The organism is Synechococcus sp. GEYO (genome assembly GCF_900473955.1).
Lineage (GTDB): Bacteria > Cyanobacteriota > Cyanobacteriia > PCC-6307 > Cyanobiaceae > Synechococcus_C.
The window spans coordinates 278,357-296,587 of record NZ_UCNL01000008.1; the positions used below are offsets into that span (position 1 = coordinate 278,357).

At 53.6% G+C, this 18,231-nt stretch carries 22 protein-coding genes and 1 other RNA gene; 11 read left to right on the plus strand and 12 right to left on the minus strand.

Going from position 1 to position 18,231, the window contains the following annotated elements; all coding sequences use genetic code 11:
• Positions 1-5 precede the first annotated feature (5 nt).
• The gene (locus tag DXY37_RS08620) at positions 6-308 is read left to right on the plus strand and encodes a YggT family protein (protein WP_067094785.1); all 303 of its coding nucleotides are present in this window, start codon (positions 6-8) and stop codon (positions 306-308) included.
• Positions 309-325: 17 nt separating this feature from the next.
• Here the strand turns inward: DXY37_RS08620 and DXY37_RS08625 are convergent, their stop codons facing one another.
• Positions 326-655 carry a nucleoside triphosphate pyrophosphohydrolase family protein gene (locus tag DXY37_RS08625; protein ID WP_115126254.1) on the minus strand — a complete coding sequence of 110 codons (330 nt, stop codon included), beginning with the start codon at positions 653-655 and terminating at the stop codon, positions 326-328.
• A 60-nt stretch (positions 656-715) separates the two neighbouring features.
• Here DXY37_RS08625 and pyk point away from each other — a divergent pair, with 60 nt between their 5' ends.
• The 3 genes from pyk (at position 716) to ftsH (ending at position 5,722) form a co-directional block, all read left to right on the plus strand.
• Positions 716-2,500, plus strand: a complete 1,785-nt coding sequence (pyk, locus tag DXY37_RS08630; protein WP_115126255.1) for a pyruvate kinase — start codon at positions 716-718, stop codon at positions 2,498-2,500.
• 16 nt (positions 2,501-2,516) lie between these two features.
• Entirely contained in the window at positions 2,517-3,746 is a 1,230-nt protein-coding gene (locus DXY37_RS08635; protein ID WP_115126256.1) for an ABC transporter permease, read from the plus strand.
• A 62-nt stretch (positions 3,747-3,808) separates the two neighbouring features.
• On the plus strand, positions 3,809-5,722 hold the full coding sequence (gene ftsH, locus DXY37_RS08640) for an ATP-dependent zinc metalloprotease FtsH (protein ID WP_115126257.1): 1,914 nt from the start codon (positions 3,809-3,811) through the stop codon (positions 5,720-5,722).
• Between the two features lie 137 nt (positions 5,723-5,859).
• Here ftsH and clpP read toward each other — a convergent pair whose 3' ends face one another.
• On the minus strand, positions 5,860-6,450 hold the full coding sequence (gene clpP, locus DXY37_RS08645) for an ATP-dependent Clp endopeptidase proteolytic subunit ClpP (RefSeq protein WP_115126258.1): 591 nt from the start codon (positions 6,448-6,450) through the stop codon (positions 5,860-5,862).
• Positions 6,451-6,531: 81 nt separating this feature from the next.
• Between clpP and psb29 the strand changes: the two genes are divergently transcribed.
• Positions 6,532-7,212 carry a photosystem II biogenesis protein Psp29 gene (gene psb29, locus DXY37_RS08650; RefSeq protein ID WP_115126259.1) on the plus strand — a complete coding sequence of 227 codons (681 nt, stop codon included), beginning with the start codon at positions 6,532-6,534 and terminating at the stop codon, positions 7,210-7,212.
• On the opposite strand, the gene DXY37_RS08655 is transcribed toward psb29, so the two are convergent.
• Positions 7,209-8,603: a hypothetical protein gene (locus DXY37_RS08655; protein ID WP_170951821.1), complete on the minus strand. Its 1,395-nt coding sequence runs from the start codon at positions 8,601-8,603 to the stop codon at positions 7,209-7,211. The two genes, psb29 and DXY37_RS08655, sit on opposite strands and share 4 nt — an antisense overlap.
• A 193-nt stretch (positions 8,604-8,796) precedes the next feature.
• Positions 8,797-8,898, minus strand: coding sequence for a cytochrome b6-f complex subunit PetN (petN, locus tag DXY37_RS08660; RefSeq protein WP_066907630.1), 102 nt, complete (start codon positions 8,896-8,898; stop codon positions 8,797-8,799).
• Positions 8,899-8,970: 72 nt separating this feature from the next.
• Here petN and clpS point away from each other — a divergent pair, with 72 nt between their 5' ends.
• Positions 8,971-9,267, plus strand: a complete 297-nt coding sequence (clpS, locus tag DXY37_RS08665; protein WP_067094804.1) for an ATP-dependent Clp protease adapter ClpS — start codon at positions 8,971-8,973, stop codon at positions 9,265-9,267.
• A gap of 41 nt (positions 9,268-9,308) precedes the next feature.
• A complete protein-coding gene (locus DXY37_RS08670) occupies positions 9,309-10,697 on the plus strand; it encodes a BCD family MFS transporter (RefSeq protein WP_115126261.1) in 1,389 nt (462 codons plus the stop codon).
• A 25-nt stretch (positions 10,698-10,722) separates the two neighbouring features.
• Here DXY37_RS08670 and DXY37_RS08675 read toward each other — a convergent pair whose 3' ends face one another.
• Complete coding sequence (locus tag DXY37_RS08675) at positions 10,723-10,950, minus strand: hypothetical protein (protein WP_115126498.1); 228 nt, start codon at positions 10,948-10,950, stop codon at positions 10,723-10,725.
• 79 nt (positions 10,951-11,029) lie between these two features.
• Here DXY37_RS08675 and DXY37_RS08680 point away from each other — a divergent pair, with 79 nt between their 5' ends.
• Positions 11,030-11,305: a DUF2103 domain-containing protein gene (locus DXY37_RS08680; RefSeq protein WP_067094809.1), complete on the plus strand. Its 276-nt coding sequence runs from the start codon at positions 11,030-11,032 to the stop codon at positions 11,303-11,305.
• 277 nt (positions 11,306-11,582) lie between these two features.
• The gene (locus DXY37_RS08685) at positions 11,583-12,005 is read left to right on the plus strand and encodes a hypothetical protein (RefSeq protein WP_136975579.1); all 423 of its coding nucleotides are present in this window, start codon (positions 11,583-11,585) and stop codon (positions 12,003-12,005) included.
• Positions 12,006-12,045: 40 nt separating this feature from the next.
• Here DXY37_RS08685 and DXY37_RS08690 read toward each other — a convergent pair whose 3' ends face one another.
• Entirely contained in the window at positions 12,046-12,408 is a 363-nt protein-coding gene (locus DXY37_RS08690) for a hypothetical protein (protein WP_206749761.1), read from the minus strand.
• A gap of 72 nt (positions 12,409-12,480) precedes the next feature.
• A complete protein-coding gene (locus DXY37_RS08695) occupies positions 12,481-12,660 on the minus strand; it encodes a hypothetical protein (RefSeq protein WP_067094818.1) in 180 nt (59 codons plus the stop codon).
• 808 nt (positions 12,661-13,468) lie between these two features.
• On the opposite strand from DXY37_RS08695, the gene DXY37_RS08700 reads away from it, so the two are divergent.
• The gene (locus DXY37_RS08700) at positions 13,469-13,783 is read left to right on the plus strand and encodes a hypothetical protein (protein ID WP_136975580.1); all 315 of its coding nucleotides are present in this window, start codon (positions 13,469-13,471) and stop codon (positions 13,781-13,783) included.
• Between the two features lie 275 nt (positions 13,784-14,058).
• On the plus strand, positions 14,059-14,475 hold the full coding sequence (locus DXY37_RS08705) for a hypothetical protein (protein ID WP_115126265.1): 417 nt from the start codon (positions 14,059-14,061) through the stop codon (positions 14,473-14,475).
• A 482-nt stretch (positions 14,476-14,957) separates the two neighbouring features.
• On the opposite strand, the gene DXY37_RS08710 is transcribed toward DXY37_RS08705, so the two are convergent.
• The 5 genes from DXY37_RS08710 to DXY37_RS08730 all read right to left on the minus strand — a co-directional run bounded on the left by DXY37_RS08710 (position 14,958) and on the right by DXY37_RS08730 (position 18,203).
• Positions 14,958-15,395 carry a hypothetical protein gene (locus tag DXY37_RS08710; protein ID WP_115126266.1) on the minus strand — a complete coding sequence of 146 codons (438 nt, stop codon included), beginning with the start codon at positions 15,393-15,395 and terminating at the stop codon, positions 14,958-14,960.
• 75 nt (positions 15,396-15,470) lie between these two features.
• Positions 15,471-15,767 (minus strand): hypothetical protein, encoded by a 297-nt coding sequence (locus DXY37_RS08715; RefSeq protein ID WP_115126267.1) that lies wholly within the window; start codon positions 15,765-15,767, stop codon positions 15,471-15,473.
• A gap of 124 nt (positions 15,768-15,891) precedes the next feature.
• Positions 15,892-16,075: non-coding RNA, 6S RNA (gene ssrS, locus DXY37_RS08720), on the minus strand.
• A 1-nt stretch (position 16,076) separates the two neighbouring features.
• Positions 16,077-17,243, minus strand: a complete 1,167-nt coding sequence (locus DXY37_RS08725) for a 5-(carboxyamino)imidazole ribonucleotide synthase (RefSeq protein WP_115126268.1) — start codon at positions 17,241-17,243, stop codon at positions 16,077-16,079.
• Between the two features lie 63 nt (positions 17,244-17,306).
• Positions 17,307-18,203 carry a carbohydrate ABC transporter permease gene (locus DXY37_RS08730; protein WP_115126269.1) on the minus strand — a complete coding sequence of 299 codons (897 nt, stop codon included), beginning with the start codon at positions 18,201-18,203 and terminating at the stop codon, positions 17,307-17,309.
• Positions 18,204-18,231 lie beyond the last annotated feature (28 nt).

The window sequence follows — 18,231 nt, forward strand, 5'->3', positions numbered from 1 at the left end:
TTTCCATGGCCACCGAGCTTGTGTCCACAGTCCTTCAAGTGCTCGCCCAGACACTCCAGATCTATTCGCTGGTTTTAATCGTGCGGGTGCTTCTGAGCTGGTTCCCCAATCTCGACTGGGGAAATCCCGTGCTCAGCACCGTGAGTTCGATCACCGATCCCTACCTGAATGCCTTTCGAGGCTTGATCCCTCCACTTGGTGGACTGGATCTGTCGGCAATCCTGGCCTTCATTGCCCTGAGCCTGATGCAGCAGTTGCTGATGTCTGCCAGCTTTGCTTTCGCCGGCGGTTTCGGCATGTACGGCTGAGCACAAATCATTGCGTCTCAGCGGTGATCACCCTCTCCTTGGAGCGTTCCACGTTGAGACCTGCTTTTGAGTTTGCTGAGGTTGGCTGACGCCACCTCCTCAAGGCTGAGACCAAGTTCCGTGGCCAGTTGCGCCACGTACCAGAGCACATCCCCCAGTTCCAGGGCCACATCCTCGGTGAAGCGCTCATCCACAACGCCCCCACGATCCCGAATCAGTTTCTTCACTTTGTCGGCGACCTCTCCGGCCTCGCCTGTCAGGCCCAGAGTTGGATAAATGAGATTGTTGCCGGCATCCGGGTATCGGGCCGTCTGGCGTGATTGTTGTTGGTAGTCGTTGAGGAGCACGGAAGGTCAGCGGAGGGTTGAGGGCATGACGGTAGATTCCGCTGGTTTCCGGCGCCAAGGATGGCCGAGCTCGATCTGACACGCAGAACAAAGATCGTCGCCACGATCGGCCCAGCTACCGAGAGTCCCGAACGCATTCGGGAATTGGTTCAAGCAGGCGCTACAACATTCCGACTGAACTTCTCGCACGGAGACCACTCCGAGCACGCCGCCCGGGTCGCCACGATCCGTCAGGTGGCGCATGAGCTAGGGGTTCATATCGGAATCCTCCAAGACCTTCAAGGACCGAAGATTCGACTGGGTCGCTTCGAGGAAGGTCCCATCACTCTTGGAAAGGGCGATCACTTCGCTCTCACGTCCAAACAAGTTCGTTGCAATCAGACTGTTGCCACGGTCACCTACGACAGGTTGGCTGAGGAGGTCACAGCAGGCAGTCGCATCCTTCTCGACGATGGTCGGGTGGAGATGAAAGTCGACCGCGTGGATGAGGTTGACCAGACCCTTCACTGCGTTGTCACGGTTGGCGGAGTGCTGTCCAACAACAAGGGAGTGAATTTCCCGGATGTTCAGCTGTCGGTGAGAGCACTCACCACCAAGGACCGACAGGATCTGGCATTCGGCCTGCAGCAGGGAGTCGACTGGGTCGCACTGAGTTTCGTCCGCAATCCCTCGGATATGCAGGAAATTCGTGAACTGATCAGGAAGCACGGCTTCTCGACCCCAGTGGTCGCGAAAATCGAGAAATTTGAAGCCATTGATCAGATCGACGCCATCCTTCCTCTGTGCGACGGCGTGATGGTGGCCAGAGGTGATCTCGGCGTCGAAATGCCTGCCGAAGAAGTGCCTCTGCTGCAGAAGGATCTGATCCACAAGGCCAACAGCCTGGGAATTCCGATCATCACGGCCACCCAGATGCTGGATTCGATGGCCTCAAGTCCTCGGCCAACACGCGCAGAGGTCAGCGATGTGGCGAACGCCATTCTTGATGGCACCGATGCAGTGATGCTCTCCAATGAGACTGCAGTGGGAGATTTTCCCGTCGAAGCGGTGGAGACGATGGCCACGATTGCCCGGCGAATCGAAAGGGACTATCCACAACGCCCGATCGACACGCATCTACCAAGCACCATTCCCAATGCCATCAGTGGCGCGGTCAGCAGCATTGCCAGACAACTGAATGCAGCGGCAATTTTGCCCCTGACAAAAAGTGGTGCCACGGCCCACAACGTGAGCAAATTTCGGCCCTCCAAGCCGATCCTCGCTGTGACATCTGAGGTGTCAGTGGCCAGAAAACTGCAGCTTGTCTGGGGCGTGACCCCATTGCTGATCGAAACTCAGCAGAGCACCACCGCAACCTTCACGCTCGCCATGGGAGTGGCACAGGAGCTCGGCGTTCTCAAGGACGGCGACCTCTGCGTTCAAACCGCTGGAACGCTGGCAGGCGTCAGCGGCTCCACTGATCTGATCAAGGTGGGCATCGTAAGTGCTGTACTGGGTCGTGGAACAGGCTTCGGCAGCGGATCCATCAGCGGAAAAGTGCGCATCGCAACCTGCGCCAGTGACTGCGCCAAGCTCGAGCCCGGTGAGGTTCTCGTGGCAACCGACACGAATGCTGACTATCTCAATGCGATTAGAGACGCCGCAGCGGTGATTACCGAAACACCCGCAGAAAGCTCCCATGCAGCGGTGATTGCTCAGCGTCTAGGTATCCCTGTGATTACGGGCATTGCCAATGCCACCCGCGATCTGCTGGAGGGCGAGGTTGTCACTCTGCTGGTCAAGGAAGGTGCCGTTCATCGAGGAACCGGCAGCAACATGGCCGTGAAACTCGACACGATGCTCTGAGCCTGAGCTTTCATCCATGGCGAGCAATCTGCCCATCGCCGAAACCGTCGGCATGGCCCTCAACACCCTGAAGGCAAACAGGTTGCGCAGCCTCTTGACCATGCTCGGGATTGTGATCGGCAATGCGTCCGTGATCACGCTTGTTGGCGTTGGGCGTGGTGCCCAGAATCTCGCTGAAAGTCAGTTGAGCAACCTGGGAGCCAATGTGCTGTTCGTGGTTCCAGGCAGCAACGACACAAGGCGTCAGGGGGTGGCGTTCCCGCGCACTTTGGTGCTGGAGGATGCTGAGGCCATTGCTGAACAGGTCCCTAGCGTCAAGCGAGTGGCTCCTCAGATCAATGCCAACGAGGTGGTGCAGTCAGGTGCGAGAAGCAGTACTGCCGCCATCTTCGGTGTAACGCCGGAGTTCCTGCCTGTCAGAAGTTTTGAAGTGGGCCGGGGACGTTTTATTAGCGACCAGGACGTCCAGGCAGCAAGAACCGTGGTGGTCATTGGTCCTGATCTGCGCGACAAGCTTTTTCCAGGCGGCGGAGCCATCGGTAGCTCTCTGCGCATCCGTGATCAAAGCTTCAGTGTGATCGGTGTGATGGCGCCGAAAGGAGCTGTCTTCGGGTCCAATCAGGATGAAAACGCTTACATCCCCATCAGCACCATGGTCAGCCGCCTGACAGGGCGCGACCCAACCTATGGAGTCAGCCTCAGTTTCATCAGTGCAGAGGCCAGGGATGAGAACAGCACAAGTGCGGCAAAATTCCAAATTTCTAATCTTCTGCGTCAAAGGCATCGCATTCTTCGGGATGACGATTTCGCCGTTCGCTCTCAGCAGGACGCACTGACAATCGTTGGCACCATCACCGGTGGACTGACCTTGATGCTTGGCGCCATCGGAGGAGTTTCGCTGCTCGTCGGAGGGATCGGCATCATGAACATCATGTTGGTCTCCGTGAGCGAGAGAACCGAGGAAATAGGCCTGCGCAAAGCACTCGGTGCACGCAGCTCGGATGTTCTGCGTCAGTTTCTGGTCGAATCTCTGGTGCTCTCCAGCCTGGGAGGGGTCATTGGAACGGCAGCCGGTTACGGGGCAATCGCAGCGGTGGCCGTGCTCACCCCGCTTCCCGCAGCCATCGGTGTGCCAACAGTGCTTCTGACAGTTTTGCTTTCAGGCTCGATTGGACTGTTTTTCGGTGTTGTGCCTGCACGACGTGCAGCTCGACTTGATCCGATTACGGCTTTACGCAGTCTTTAGGTAGAACAACTGCACAGTTTGTAACCCGAAGCTCTTACGATCGTCGGATCTTCATCAATGCCATGAATCAGCGCTGGCGGCAGATCCTTCTCTGGGGACTTCCCATCACTGTTGCTCTGCTGCTGGCATTGCAATTCCTCGGTAGCGGAGCGCTGAGCAACCTGAAGCCAGGTGGCCCAACTGAGGCTCCACGCAACACCGCAGTTGCCAGGATGAGCTATGGCCGCTTTCTCGATTACGTAGAAGCCGGGCGCGTCACATCCGTCGACATCTACGACGGTGGTCGTGATGCGGTGGTTGAGGCGGTCGATCCGGATCTAGATAACCGAGTTCAGCGTCTGAGAGTTGATTTGCCTGGTTTGGCACCTGAGTTGATCAACACCCTCAAGGCTGAGGGCATCAGCTTCGACGTTCATCCACCGAAGACAGCGCCACCTGCTCTTGGCATCCTCGGCAACCTGCTGTTCCCACTGCTGCTAATCGGTTCCCTGATTTTCTTGGCACGTCGCGGCAACAACATGCCTGGTGGCCCTGGCCAGGCCATGCAATTCGGGAAAACCAAAGCCCGATTTGCGATGGAAGCCGAAACAGGCGTGATGTTCGACGACGTCGCAGGCGTCAACGAAGCCAAGCAAGATCTTGAAGAGGTGGTGACATTCCTGAAGCAACCTGAGAAGTTCACGTCCGTTGGAGCTCAGATCCCCAAAGGTGTCTTGTTGGTTGGCCCTCCTGGCACAGGTAAAACACTGCTTGCGAAGGCCATTGCTGGCGAGGCCGGTGTTCCCTTCTTCTCTCTGTCAGGCTCTGAATTCGTGGAGATGTTTGTTGGTGTTGGAGCCAGCAGAGTACGAGATCTGTTCAAGCGCGCGAAAGAGAACAGTCCATGTCTGATCTTCATCGACGAGATCGATGCGGTGGGACGCCAGCGTGGTGCTGGTATTGGTGGTGGCAACGATGAACGTGAGCAAACACTGAACCAGCTGCTCACCGAGATGGATGGCTTCGAAGGAAACAGCGGGATAATCATCATCGCGGCAACCAACCGCCCTGATGTGCTCGATTCAGCGTTGATGCGTCCTGGTCGTTTCGACCGTCAGGTCACCGTCGACGCACCTGACATCAAGGGTCGTTTGTCCATTCTCAAGGTTCATTCACGCAATAAGAAACTCGCTGAAGACCTTTCTCTTGAAAGCATTGCCCGCAGGACTCCTGGTTTCACGGGTGCAGACCTGGCCAACCTCCTGAACGAAGCGGCGATCCTTACGGCCCGTCGCCGCAAGGAAACCATCAGCCTTGCTGAAATTGATGATGCCGTTGACCGCATCATCGCGGGATTGGAAGGTCACCCGCTGACCGACGGACGCAGCAAGCGTCTGATCGCTTATCACGAGGTGGGACACGCTCTGGTTGGCAGCCTCGTGAAGGACCACGATCCCGTCCAGAAAGTAACCCTGATTCCGAGAGGACAAGCACAGGGTCTGACCTGGTTCTCTCCTGATGAAGAGCAGATGCTCGTCTCACGTTCCCAGCTCAAAGCTCGAATCATGGGAGCCCTTGGAGGTCGAGCTGCAGAAGATGTGGTGTTCGGATATGCCGAAGTCACAACGGGTGCTGGTGGAGATATCCAGATGGTTGCGTCAATCGCTCGCCAAATGGTGACGCGGTATGGAATGAGCGGTCTAGGCCAGATGTCCACCGAAGGAGGAAGTCAGGAAGTGTTCATCGGCAGAGATCTAATGACGCGTAGCGACACCTCTGAAGGTACGTCAAAGCAAATCGATGAACAGGTTCGCGGCATTGTGATGCAGTGCTACGAAGAAACTCTGAGTCTTGTTCAGGGTCAGCGCGAAGCGATGGATCGACTCGTTGAATTGCTGATTGAAAAAGAAACTATGGATGGTGATGAGTTCCGCGAAGTTCTCGCTAACTACACCTCAATTCCAGAAAAAGATCGTTTCTCTCCGATTCTGAACTAATTTTATTTAGTCAATACATATGATCCAGGTTCAGAATTGAACCTGGATTTTTATTGTATTCACTTCGTAGCCTCATAAAAATTAGGCAGTAAAAACCCCCGCCAGGAAGGTTTTTATTCAGTTGGAAACCGCAAGAGTCACACTGAATGAACGGGCCTCTTATCGATCACGCTATCGATCAATCCATAATCCTTCGCTTCAGATGGGGACATAAAGAAATCGCGGTCAGTGTCGGCCTGAATCTTGTCGAGAGGCTGACTGGTTCTGTCAGCAAGTTCCTTGTTCAAACGATCCTTCAAGAACAGGATTTCGTCGGCCTGAATACGAATATCGCTTGCCTGACCCCTTGCACCACCAAGGGGCTGGTGAATCATGATTCGAGAATGCTGAAGACTGCTTCGTTTCCCTTTGGCACCCGCACAAAGGAGAAAAGCACCCATACTTGCAGCAAGGCCGACACAAACCGTCTGTACATCGGGCTTGACGTGCTGCATGGTGTCGAAGATACCGAGACCGTCGTAGACAGAACCTCCCGGTGAATTGATGTACAGGTAGATGTCCTTTTCGGGGTCCTCTGCTTCGAGGAACAGCAACTGAGCAACGATCCTGTTTGCTGACTCGCTGGTAACAGCTTCACCAAGAAAGATGATTCGCTCGCGCAGCAAGCGCGAATAAATATCAAACGCCCTTTCCCCGCGTCCGGATTCCTCAATGACGATGGGGATCATGTTGGGCCTGCTGACTTGCTGAATCTTAACGGCGGCAACAGCAGCGCTATGGTCTTGCCTTAAAGACAGCCTTAGAAGAGCTTGACTGGGTCCCAGACGATCGCTGACAGCAAGAAAGCCTTTCACACAGCTTTCCCTTACGTCATTCCTTCGCTGTATCGACGAACAGCCGATGAGCTTCTGGTGGAACTACACCTGCTGAGTCATCAAACTCACTTCCGGATGAATGCGTTGTTCGCCGTTGGCCTGTGTCAGGTCTTCCAGGCCTTCACGAAGGGATATCGCCCGGAAACACAACTCGACCCAATGTTTGCGGCTCTCTGCAGCTGCAATGGGTTTGACGGCGATGAAATCAAGGCTCTCGCGCAAGGGAGCAGCAAGGCCGTCAAGGGACACACCGTTGACGATGTCCAGGCCTGGTTGAAATCAAAGGGGAAAGGTGCGCCGGAACCACTGGCAAGTGGACTTTCAGCAGTGACCGGAGATGAATTCCACTACTCACGTCTGGTTGCCGTTGGATTATTCAGCCTGCTCTCCGAAGCTCAGGGAAACAAAAGTGATGATCCAGAGGAACTGAGCAATACCGTTCACGCCATCGGTGAGGAGATCGGATTATCTCGCCCCCGACTGGAGAAGGATCTGGGTCTCTATCGCAGCAACCTCGAAAAGATGGTTCAGGCCGTTGAGCTCATGGAGGAAACGCTTGCTTCTGAACGACGCAAGCGTGAGCGACAGAAGGCTGAAAAAGCTGCCAAGAATTAGGAGTCTGGTGTGAGCGTCAGGCTTCCACTGACTCTCCACCACGACTGTCTGGCGAGCTGGCTACTAGCTGAGATCTTGAGTGGCTTGACTTCTAAATTCAGGTTCGATGCTCTCTGCACAGGCTTAGGCCAAAGTCCCTCAAGCAGACCAATCTGGGTTAGACGCTGCGGGTCGCCTTTAACTCTGAGCGACAAACGGTTTTGCGGCATCTGTTTTGAAAGGAAGGGACGAGCAGCAGGTTCAGTTCCAAATCCGATGCTCAAGACAGGTACTTTCTGACCTTGGATGATCAGCCAGCCACCGACGATTGTCGGATCGGGTTCATCACGTCGCTGCCAAAGGATGGGAGCTTCACGCTCTGATGACACCCGATCGTCCTGAAGCTTCTGGAACCCCCTGGAGTCGAGGCGTTCCGACACTGCTTTCAGAATCGGTGCCCATTGCTGCGCACTCCCGGTCAAGGGCAATTGAACCTGTAAACCAGCCTTGTAAGCACCGCTCGCCCGGCTCTGAAGCCTCAAGGAGAACGGAAGGTCAGCGATTTTGCTGCGCATCGCGCCATTGATTCCGTAATGCTCCTCAAGTGGAGCCTGAATGATCTGACGCGACAGCAGCGATCCCAAAATCAGATCCACACGATCGCCATCAACCTGAAGCAATGTGAGCTCACTGGATGCTGTATCGGTGGAGCTCAAATCAGTGGATGAGGCTTGGATCAAGCCTGAGGACGATAAGGAGCTCCGCATGGTGAGCGAACTCAACGGTCGACGACCGATCACCCCCTCCCAGAGAAGTTGATTGGCCTGAAGGCGAAGCTGAACACAACCTTCACGACCCTGCTGAAGAAGAGGCGCAAGCGTTCCGCTGAGTGTTGCGAGGGCATCAGCGTTCCAGATCACCCCTGGCGCCTCTGACAGCGCATGAAGACAAGAAGCCCAAAGGCTGTCGGCCTGCACGCTGGTCGTTGAGACCTGGTTGGTTTTCAAGCGTTGCAGCAACTGCTGGCGGTGCAATGCATCGGAGGCAAGGACCTGCAGCGAGCCCACGCGCTGGCGTTGCAGCCCCTGAAGCTCCGGAGGAAACGTGGAAGACGCAAGAATCAGATAGGCATCACCGTCCTGTGCCCATCCCTGCCACCACATGGAACGGCCGTAACGTCGCCAAAGATCCCTGGCTGGCTGGACACCCAAACGCTCAGCCCACAGCGACGGAACGGCTCGGTTCGGGTCGCCGCGGAAACTCTGAACAAGAGTGAGCGCCCCGGACAATTGAACCAAGGAGGACGCTGAACTGTTATCGGCCCAGTGCAGTCGACTGTTCGACAGCCGCAAACCGATCAAACCAGATCCCACGAGCAGCGAGATTCCGACGAATGTGGCTGTTGAACGCAACAGCTGGTTGCGACAACACTCCCACCTCTGACTCAAGAGAGCAGCATCAAACACTTTTCACCGGCGCCGACGCCGATCTCTCCACTCAATGGTGGATAGATAAATCACAGATCCGCTAACAAAGACCAGCAGTGCTACAGCTGTAACAGCGAGTCCTTGGTTGACCAGGGGAGACTGGAGAGTCTCGTACACGTCAGAAATTAATGGAGCCGTCACCGTTACGACCCCACACCACCATGGCGATCGAAAAGCTGAACACAGCTGCGAGAGAAGCCCAGCCCAGGGTGAAAAGCATTGTGGATCTCTTGATTGAGGGCAGTGTAACTAAGCTTCCCTGCGGATTCATCCCGTCTGTTCACGAGACATCATGACTTCGTCATCACCCGGTGCAGCAACGGTTCTTGAACGCCAGGGGACAACGCAGCGCTACCCACAAGCCCGAGTGATCGTGCTCGACGATGACGTCAACACGTTTGAGCATGTGGTCGAGTGCCTGTGCAAGATCCTTCCCGGCATGAATGCTGATCGGGCCTGGGCTCTGGCCAGACGCATCGACGGAGAAGGACGTGCTGAGGTCTGGTGTGGTCCCCTTGAACAGGCTGAGCTGTATCACCAACAGCTTGGTTCGGAAGGGTTGACGATGGCTCCAGTCGAACGCTGCTGAAGCCCCACCTAAGGTCAGCGAATCGCTTCTGCAATCCATCCGTGGGATCAGCACGGTTCATCGTCCTTGCACTGCGCCTGGGCCTGTTTCAGGCTTGTCTTGGCGCTCTCTCGGTTCTGACCCTTGGCATCTTCAACAGGCTGCTGATCGATGAATTTGAGGTGCCTGCCGCCTTGACCGCCCTGGCTCTGGGCTGTCAACAGCTGGTTGCCTTTTCAAGAATCTGGTTCGGACAGCAATCGGATCGCTGCCGCTGGAAGCAATTGCGGCGCACTCCTTTCATTGTTGGCGGTGCAGCGGCGTTCTGCGTCCTGACATGGATTGCAGGCCACACCGTTCTCTGGCTCGCGGCAGCATCCCAATCCGGAAGTCAGGCCGATGTGATCGGGAGAGGATTGATCCTGGCTCTGGTGTTTGTGCTCTACGGCTTGGCCATTGCAGCCAGCTCCACGCCATTTGCAGCGCTGCTGGTTGATGTGAGCACTGAAAAACAGCGACCTGCTCTGGTCTCCATCGTGTGGTCGATGCTGATGGTGGGGATCGTGGCGGGAGCGATTCTGCTGAGTTCGTTTCTTGGCTCCTCATGCGCCACAGCCGAGTTGAGCAATCTGATCTCCGGAGTGGAACGGTTGATCACGGTGGCTCCGCTGGTGATCTTCACGCTTGTCGTGGCTTCAATCGCAGGGGTAGAACCACGCCTGAAGCCTGACACCGGCAGACACCAGTCACGACTAGCAGCCACTCAGGAAATGTCTCTAAGTGGCGCATGGACAGTGCTGAAAGGATCTCCACAGGTGGGGTATTTCTTTGCTGTTCTGTCCCTGTTTACCTTCGCGTTGTTTCTCCAGGAAGCTGTCCTGGAGCCCTACGGCGGAGCCGTTTTCGCCATGGACCTTTGTACAACCACTCGGCTCAATGCCGTCTGGGGCATCGGAACATTGCTGGGCATTGCTGCAACAGGGTTCCTGATCACTCCACGCCTTGGCGCCCAAAGGACAGCACTAACCGGTGGAGTGCTCTCAGCGCTGTTTGTGCTGATGATGGTCGTCGCGGGGTTGCTGGCTTCAACTCCACTATTCCGAGCAGCATTGTTTCTGTTCGGAGTTGGAGCTGGGATTAGCACCAATGCAAGCCTCACGTTGATGCTCGGTCTGACCTCGCCACTGATGGCGGGAACTTTCATTGGTGTCTGGGGGCTTGCCCAGGCCTATGCGCGAGGGCTCGCCACGATTAGCGGCGGAGCGCTGCTTAGCCTGTTCGGAGAACTCACTGGATCACAAAACAGCTTTGAGGCTTACGCCGGAGTGTTTGTTGTTCAGGCTTTCGGTCTTCTAGCAGCAGGTCTGCTGCTTCTACGCGTGGACACAAAGCTGTTTCAAGCCAAAGTCGAACAAGCGCTCAGCTCGGTTCTGGCCAGTGAGCTCGACTGAATCAAGCCATTGATGAGGCTGGTGTTCAAGCAGCAGGCTGCCTGCTGCTGCGAGCCAAACGAAGCATCTCCGTTGTTTTGATGCGCCTGTAACGAGCAGCCAACACGTATCGAAGAACCTTGCCAGGACAAAACGCCAAGCCACGGACTTCATCACCGTGAACCTCCGCCGTTAGAACCCGGGCCTGGGGACCGCAGCGATCCTGCAAAGGACCGGTCACCTCACAAAGCAGCCTGTCGACAGATCGGAGCATGGCTGGCAGATCTCTCTCTTCTCTGTAGCCAAATCCACTAGCTTCGACCAGCACAACGTTCAGCAAGCAGCAACTCTCTGTGGGGCGCCTGGTCATTACGCACAGCACCTATGTGGAGGGGTTGATCCCCTGGCTGAAGGTTCTTGCCAGAGATCCGGAGATCCAGACGATCACTCCGGGCGTGATTTCCAGGGTGCGAGGTCATAGCTCAGGCCTTCAGTTACGCGTTTCAATACCGGTAACAGGCGGCTTCAAAATGCTGGCCCGCAAAGGCACGAGCGCGCAAGAAGTATTTGTCGTAACGCAACTCGCCAAAGATGAACTGCTGAGGCGCATCAAGACCAGCAGTCCTTAAGTTATCCGTCAATCAGACTCACCCAAGACAAGAAAACTTCTTAGGGGCCTTCTGAAAACATGAATCAACCAGGGATTTCAAGATCTCAGGCATCAAGAAACAAAGAAAAAATACCGCTCAAAGTCAATGAGGTGTTCAATGACAACACTTGCATTGATGAGTAAAGAGGCAAGCCGGAGAACTTATTTCAAATCAAGGAACAGATCGACAGGCTGAAACAAAGCATGCGAGGATTCTCAACAACGGTATTAACGGAATCAAACCTGAGAGTCCTTGAATGAGACAAGTAATGATCACAAAAGAGCCTGTAACACTCACTGGCAATTCGGCAATTTTGCCCAAGGAGCTTGTCCAGCGATTAGAAGCCGACAGGAGTGATGAGCTGCAACACCAATTGGCAAAAGCCAGCAACCCTGATTCATGCAAAATCCTTCCTGCACCATGGCATCCAATCGAGGGGAATAGGTATCAGGCAGTATTTTCCTGGAACGAAGAAAAAACTCCTGAAATCGTTGATCAAAACTACAAAACGCTCAAAGATCAGAAGCTATCCATGGAAAGCGAGATCACGGCAAAACTCATCTTTGTTCAGACCGGCTATTCAATAAAAGACGAAGAAACGGTTGGGACTCGTCTTAACTTAAAGGGTTTGCAAGTCATTCACGATCATAGAACGAATAATGATCCGCGGAAAGGCTGATAACATCGCTTGAAAACGTCATAAGAAAATCGCAAAAGTCTCAATAACGAAAATATTTAACAACTCTCCACTCGCCCTTTTTTCCCGCTTCATCCCGATAGGTCCCTTTTTTGATCGCGTCATTTTCATAACCTAAAACCCGTGAATTTTCTTGCTCCAACTGGCAGTAGCGAGAACTCATTGCGACACTCTCAACAATCGTCTTTGAAGCATAAGCTAATTTTTGCTTTTCCCAGTCAATAATCTGATCGTCCCAAAAAGCTGCATCTGGCCTGGGGTTCTCTTGTTCAAATTTTGTTCTTTTTTCGAAACCTAATAACTCGCGCTCGTAATCAACCTTGGATTCCTGCGCCTGCCATTCGCGACAAGCACTCTCCGCCTCAGATCTTGACGGGTAATTCATCGAACAGGAGGGAGCCACAATCAGCACAGCAATTGCGACTGCCAAATGATGACGTCTCACAAGCGCAAAGCTTCAGAACACAGGGTGTAGCTCTTCTTCCACGGCAGTTGCATCGTGATGCTGCCCTTGGTGGTGAAGCCAACGAGCCTGAAGAATCAGCGGATCAATGTCGCATTCCAAGACCCAGCAACGCTCAAGGCAGCGCCTCCATAGCGGTTCCGGGCCGGATACAAAGCGGATAATTGCGGCCATGGCATCAGGGCCCTAACCCAGAAGGAGATGAAAGCGACTCCTTAAGGTTGGCTTAAGGCAACCACTTTGTGCAATAAAACCGGAGAAGCCACGTCTCGGAGCTGTTGCAGCAAACGATCAGGAGCAGGTTCAGAACGTCCTCTTGCATGGCCCATCCCTTGCTCCAACGACCACTCAGCTGATGGCGAGAGGAAGGGACAGATCAAGGTGCAAGACCCGGAGAATCCCTCTTTCAAGAGCAAGAAAGGGGGTTATGGATGGATAGCTCACGGATCCGAAGGACTATTGCAATACCCCGTTTCACAGAGATCCATCAAGCACCTGAGTCAGAGATCAGCGCGTGTTTGTCGATCACGACAGACCGATGCCCGGCGGTGAGCCTGCACTGCTGAAGACCGAAAGGGAGCTGTGGGTGGACTATTGCTGAGCCAGCTTGGTGAACAAAGGCTGGACTATGCCGCTTCTGATCCGTCATTGATTTTCAAATGAGTCATCAGGCAGCTAGTAATGCAGTTTTCATCATTGAGATCGCATTCAGTTATGCAAACAAAATATTCTTCAAGTGCATCCCATCTTTCAGTAATAGAAGACGAGCCGGATACTGGCATTGATTCATACATTCCTGGCTCCCGAGTTAGTGATCTATAAGCTACTTTCCATCGATGGTCAATTAATTTGTGTCGAGGAATAAACTACCTAGGTCTAATCTCTTAAGGGAAAATACTTAGAGGATTCAGGTCCTCCACGAAATGACAGGAATCTAAAATGCCTCTATATCGATTGAAAAAGTTTGACTGCTTTCTTTTTGGTGAGCTCGTTTGTCCTAGCAGTGCTGCTCTTAAACGAGAGAGACGCCTCAGGCAAAGCAGTTGCAGAAAAGGATAGAGCAGTCAAGAATTACAGGGCGTCCGAGAAATGGTTTGCCACTGCTGTTTCTATGGCAGACAATGAACATGAGATAGTAGATGGACTCACACAGATCGAGAAGGTGGAGAAGAGGAAATGGGATAAAGACTGGCACTCAGAGAGTTCAACAAACATGAGCATTGATGACCAAAGATATGTTGATATCTCAATACTCGGGCATCTTTTAAAAATGCACAGCAATAAGCGGACCCTGTGAATACCTTGGGCCAACGGCCTCCGCTCTAATTGACGCCATTGCCATCAATACTCGAGGGTGTCTCTGAAGAGGGAAAAATGAGAAGGTCATTTCGCTGGAAGAGTTAGAGAAAGACAAGAAGTCAGACTTCCAGGTCCCCAATGAAGGTCGGGCCCAAGCTTCTAAGCGCATCTGGCAGGGTCAGCAGCCCGGGATGACATTTGACCAGATCAGCGTTGACCCAGCGGGCATAACCAAGCAAAGCTCGGCATCATGCGCGGACTGATGCCTGATCCATGCTTCGCCGCCTTTCGATCGCATTACTGACCTTGTCTGTTGCTATCTCCCTATTGCCTTTGAGAGCGCAAGAAAGAGCGCCTAGCGATACAGAGATGGCAGAGTTCAATCAAAACTTTTTAGACACCATGGTTGAATTCGCCAACGACAAGGAAGTGTCTGAATTCTTGAGCATATTCAGTGTTATTTCACTTGCAATCTACAATTGTGAATTGGTCGCGAAGGGTATCGTAAAACCCAGCGCTGTTGACAAACTTTTGAGCCAGTATTATCTAGACATTTACGATCTCCCAAGCAGAGATATGGCAATAAGAATGCAGTCTTCGGCGCTTAGTGATTACATAGTGTTCCCAAAAATGTCGTTAGACTTTGCGACCCAAAGCGGATTCTACCGAAATTCAAAGGCCTTCCGATAAGCCCTCCTCAATAATATTTATTCAAAAATATGTTTTCTTGCTATTAAATCTTGCCAATACTCGTTCAGCGGCAGAGATCAACTCCACCACCCCCACCCTGTCTTCGGTGGGGCTTCTTTTGCCTGACTTCGGCAACGAGAACTATGCGCTAGTTTCGCAAACATCAAACTCACGATAAAGCGCATCAGCATCCTGGAACCGCTTGCTCAAAAGCAAGTCTTTGATCCGCTGTCTCACCCAATCTTCAATCAAACCAGCATCTTTATTCACAAAGGTGTCTTTGGGCAATTCCATAATCCTCCTTTGAATTAATGAAGATATATCGTGATTTTCTCTGCAGGCCAAATAATCATTACATAACTTATGTGCTCTTAGCTACATTCCATCTGCCACCATGCCATGGCCTTTTGTTGTCAAGATCCTGTTAAAACCAGGCAGGCTATTGAGGCTCGCAATTCCCCTCTGCTAAGTCGGTCAATGCTTTAGAGGGATTTGCTATTGAGGCATTGTCCATACCAAGCGTCAGGATCAACTCCACTCGACGGAAATACAGTTATCGAGAAAAGGCGCTCATCACCACGAATCTGAATCTCATAATCCTTATTCAGCCTGTCATTGCTGAACTTTGTAGTAAGTGTTTTCCCATAGATTTTGATGTCAATTGGCTCGTTTCCAGCAGATAACCGTTCAGTGTCGATATCTACCTCTGTGAGGGTCGACGCATCTAGATCCAATTTGTATTGAACACGAACTGGATAGTTCATTGGGAAGCCTGTTGCAACACCAGATCCCTGCGTTCTCCTGCCTTTGCATTCAAAGTAAAAGATGTTTGATCCATTTCTCCCCTCATGTGCGATTGAAGGCATAACAGAGCAGCCCACAACAGAAGCAAGCAGTCCGATGGAAAGACGGAGGAGCATGGATCAGGCACGAGTCCGCGCATGATGCCTCACCCGTACTCGGGGCACCCATCCGGCTTGCACTGACCAGGTGGGTCAGCGTTTGATTCGCCCGACGCCGTAGCCGACCAGCACTCCTGCGGCGCCACCCATCGATGCAGCGGTGAGCTGGGTCTTCTGCTTCGGGCTAAGGCTTTCACCTACCAAAGTGATGAACGCGATTGCTGCGAGCAGTGCAGCTCCGACAACAACAGCATCAAAGTGGTTGTTTCTTGAGGGCTCATCAGGTGAGCCGGATTGACCGCCTCTCTTGACCGGAGGCTTTCCTGCAGGCGGGCTGGAATCCAGCTCTCGCTCAATCCGTTCGAGTTCTTTTTCAGCTCCGCTTGCCATAACTGATCCCAAATTCTCGACTGGTTTTCAGTAGTACTTGGGTAGTGGTGTTTGGTAGTGGTCTACCAACTTCGCTCACAGATGCAGATCCTTAAAAACAGCTGCTGCACCTTTGTTTTGGAATGGGTGGACCACCTGACCGTGCGAGCCCCAGTGTTCGACCTGGAGTTACCAGAAGGGGCAACAAAGTGAGGATTCGTTTCCGGCTACAAGGCCGGTTTACGGCACCTTCACGACAGTCACCCCAAGTCGAAAGAGAGTCAGATCAGAGCACTAGAGAAAGGCTGTCACCAACCAGGTAGTCCAATCTCAATTTAAGGGATTCGGCCAGATCTCACGAATTTGCTTCAGAAGCCGTTCAGCCTCCAGGCCACGCGCTTCGGCATCGGCTTGGTCAAGCAGCACAGTCACATGACCGACCTTTCTTCCAGGCAATTCCTTCTTGCCGTACCAATGCAGATGAGAGCTGGGGATGGCCTCCAGAGCAGCAAGCCGCTTCTCCAAGGATTCCACACCTTCAGACCGCAGACCAAGCAGATTCACCATGATCGCGCCAGGCACCACAAGGTCGGTTGTCGGAACCGGCAGACCCGCCGTAATGCAGAGCTGCTGATCAAACTGACTGCTGTTGCAGGCCTCAATCGAGAAGTGACCTGAATTGTGCGTCCGCGGCGCAATCTCATTCACCATCAGACCTGCAGGGCCGTAAAAGAATTCCAGCGCCATCACACCCACGTAATCGAGGCTTGTGAGCAAGGACGCTGCAATGTTGTAGGCGGTGGCTTCCAGCAGTTGCTCCGCTGGAGCAGGAGCAAGAACCCAGTCACAAACCTGACTCTTCTGATGCGTTTCCACCAGTGGAAGGCTACGGATTCGTCCTTGCTGATCACGACTGACGACCAAAGCAAGCTCACGCTCGTAAGTCACCCAGGTCTCCAGCAGCCAATCCTCGACGGAAACGCTGCTCAACAGCTTGCCAAGAGACTTGAGATCACGGATCACGCAGGTTCCCTTGCCGTCGTACCCGCCATGGGCCGCTTTAGCCATGACGGGAAACGTCCAGCCGGCGGGAAGAGCCGGTGAGTCGGTGTTGATCTCATCCAGCCCAATCCAGGCTGGACTTGGAATCGCCAGATCATCCAGCATGCGGCGCTGAGACAGCTTGTTCACCAGCGGCAGCAGACTGACAAGGGAAGGAGAAAACACCGCCCCATCACGTTCCAATGCCCGTAGGGCATCAACGGGTATCCACTCATTCTCAAAGGTGATGTGCTGGCAGCGCTTCAACAGTTCAGCCGTGGCAGCGACATCAGTTGGTGCACCTGAGACCTGCTCCTGAGCGACAGCCATCGCCGGATCCTGGCCAGATGCGCTCTGCACGATCACATCAACCTCCCGCGACTTCGCTGCTTCACAGAGCATTAGTGCGAGTTGACCACCCCCAACAACTCCAATTGTCCCGGCAGCGCTGGCCATAGCCACTGATGTCCTCCTCTGAAGCTTGCCATCCGACCCTCAGGGACGTGGAAGGGACCTGGCTTAGATCAGTGAGCGTTCCTCACTGAAGGCGAACCTGATCGCCGTCAGCAGCAAAACAATCAGGAATAGGGCAAGACCGACAGTGCAGGCATAGCTGATCTCAAGCTCTGCAAAAGCCTGGTCATATACGTAATAAACGAGGGTCCTGGTTGAGTCGGCGGGACCTCCCTGTGTCATCAGAAAAACCTCCTCAAAAACTTTAGTGGCAGCAATGGCTGAGATCACTGCAACCAGAGTCACGTAAGGACGCAACAGCGGAAGCGTGATATCGAGATGTTTCCTCCAGCCCTCACTGCCATCGAGTTCAGCAGCCTCATACAGCTCCTTGGAAATCCCTTGAAGGCCTCCGAGAAAGATCACCATGTAGTACCCCAGTCCTTTCCAAAGGGTCACAAGCATCACGGCAGGCAGAGCCAGCAACGGATTGGTCAGAAAGTCGATGGGAATGAAACCGGATCCGATCAAGGCTTCAAGCCAGCCATTGATCAGACCGTTCTCCGCATACAGCCAACGAAAGGCGATGGCTGCAACGACGATCGACACCAGCACGGGTGTGTAGAACGCAGCTCTCAACCAATGAATGCCAGGCAAGACACGATTGACAAGAACGGCCAAGGCCAGGGCACCAAGAACAATCGGAGGCACCACACCCACGAGGTAAATGAGGGTGGTGCCTAAGACCCGATAGAACATCGGATCGCCAGCGAGCCTGCGCAGATTGGCCAAGCCGATGAACTTCAGCGGCTCTGACACATCAAGCCCTGTCTGCGTAAAGCTGATCAACAGAGCCATTGCGGCAGGAATCAGCACGGAAAGACTCAACAGCGTGAGTGCAGGCGCAAGAAAAGCCCAGGCGGTGAGGCTTGTACGCCGATCTGGCCTGGAGGCAGGGTTCATCGAACTCAAAGAGCTTGCGGCTGAGGAT

Excerpts from the sequence above, each read along its gene's own strand:
- clpS (WP_067094804.1), top strand. The coding sequence starts at position 8,971 with ATGACTTCGTCATCACCCGGTGCAGCAACGGTTCTTGAACGCCAGGGG.
- DXY37_RS08685 (WP_136975579.1), top strand. The coding sequence starts at position 11,583 with ATGAGACAAGTAATGATCACAAAAGAGCCTGTAACACTCACTGGCAAT.
- pyk (WP_115126255.1), top strand. The coding sequence starts at position 716 with ATGGCCGAGCTCGATCTGACACGCAGAACAAAGATCGTCGCCACGATC.
- DXY37_RS08635 (WP_115126256.1), top strand. The coding sequence starts at position 2,517 with ATGGCGAGCAATCTGCCCATCGCCGAAACCGTCGGCATGGCCCTCAAC.
- DXY37_RS08675 (WP_115126498.1), bottom strand. The coding sequence starts at position 10,950 with ATGCTCCGATCTGTCGACAGGCTGCTTTGTGAGGTGACCGGTCCTTTG.
- ftsH (WP_115126257.1), top strand. The coding sequence starts at position 3,809 with ATGAATCAGCGCTGGCGGCAGATCCTTCTCTGGGGACTTCCCATCACT.
- clpP (WP_115126258.1), bottom strand. The coding sequence starts at position 6,450 with ATGATCCCCATCGTCATTGAGGAATCCGGACGCGGGGAAAGGGCGTTT.
- DXY37_RS08620 (WP_067094785.1), top strand. The coding sequence starts at position 6 with ATGGCCACCGAGCTTGTGTCCACAGTCCTTCAAGTGCTCGCCCAGACA.
- DXY37_RS08690 (WP_206749761.1), bottom strand. The coding sequence starts at position 12,408 with ATGAATTACCCGTCAAGATCTGAGGCGGAGAGTGCTTGTCGCGAATGG.
- DXY37_RS08710 (WP_115126266.1), bottom strand. The coding sequence starts at position 15,395 with ATGCTCCTCCGTCTTTCCATCGGACTGCTTGCTTCTGTTGTGGGCTGC.
- DXY37_RS08730 (WP_115126269.1), bottom strand. The coding sequence starts at position 18,203 with ATGAACCCTGCCTCCAGGCCAGATCGGCGTACAAGCCTCACCGCCTGG.
- DXY37_RS08715 (WP_115126267.1), bottom strand. The coding sequence starts at position 15,767 with ATGGCAAGCGGAGCTGAAAAAGAACTCGAACGGATTGAGCGAGAGCTG.
- DXY37_RS08695 (WP_067094818.1), bottom strand. The coding sequence starts at position 12,660 with ATGGCCGCAATTATCCGCTTTGTATCCGGCCCGGAACCGCTATGGAGG.
- DXY37_RS08725 (WP_115126268.1), bottom strand. The coding sequence starts at position 17,243 with ATGGCCAGCGCTGCCGGGACAATTGGAGTTGTTGGGGGTGGTCAACTC.
- DXY37_RS08705 (WP_115126265.1), top strand. The coding sequence starts at position 14,059 with ATGCTTCGCCGCCTTTCGATCGCATTACTGACCTTGTCTGTTGCTATC.
- petN (WP_066907630.1), bottom strand. The coding sequence starts at position 8,898 with ATGCTTTTCACCCTGGGCTGGGCTTCTCTCGCAGCTGTGTTCAGCTTT.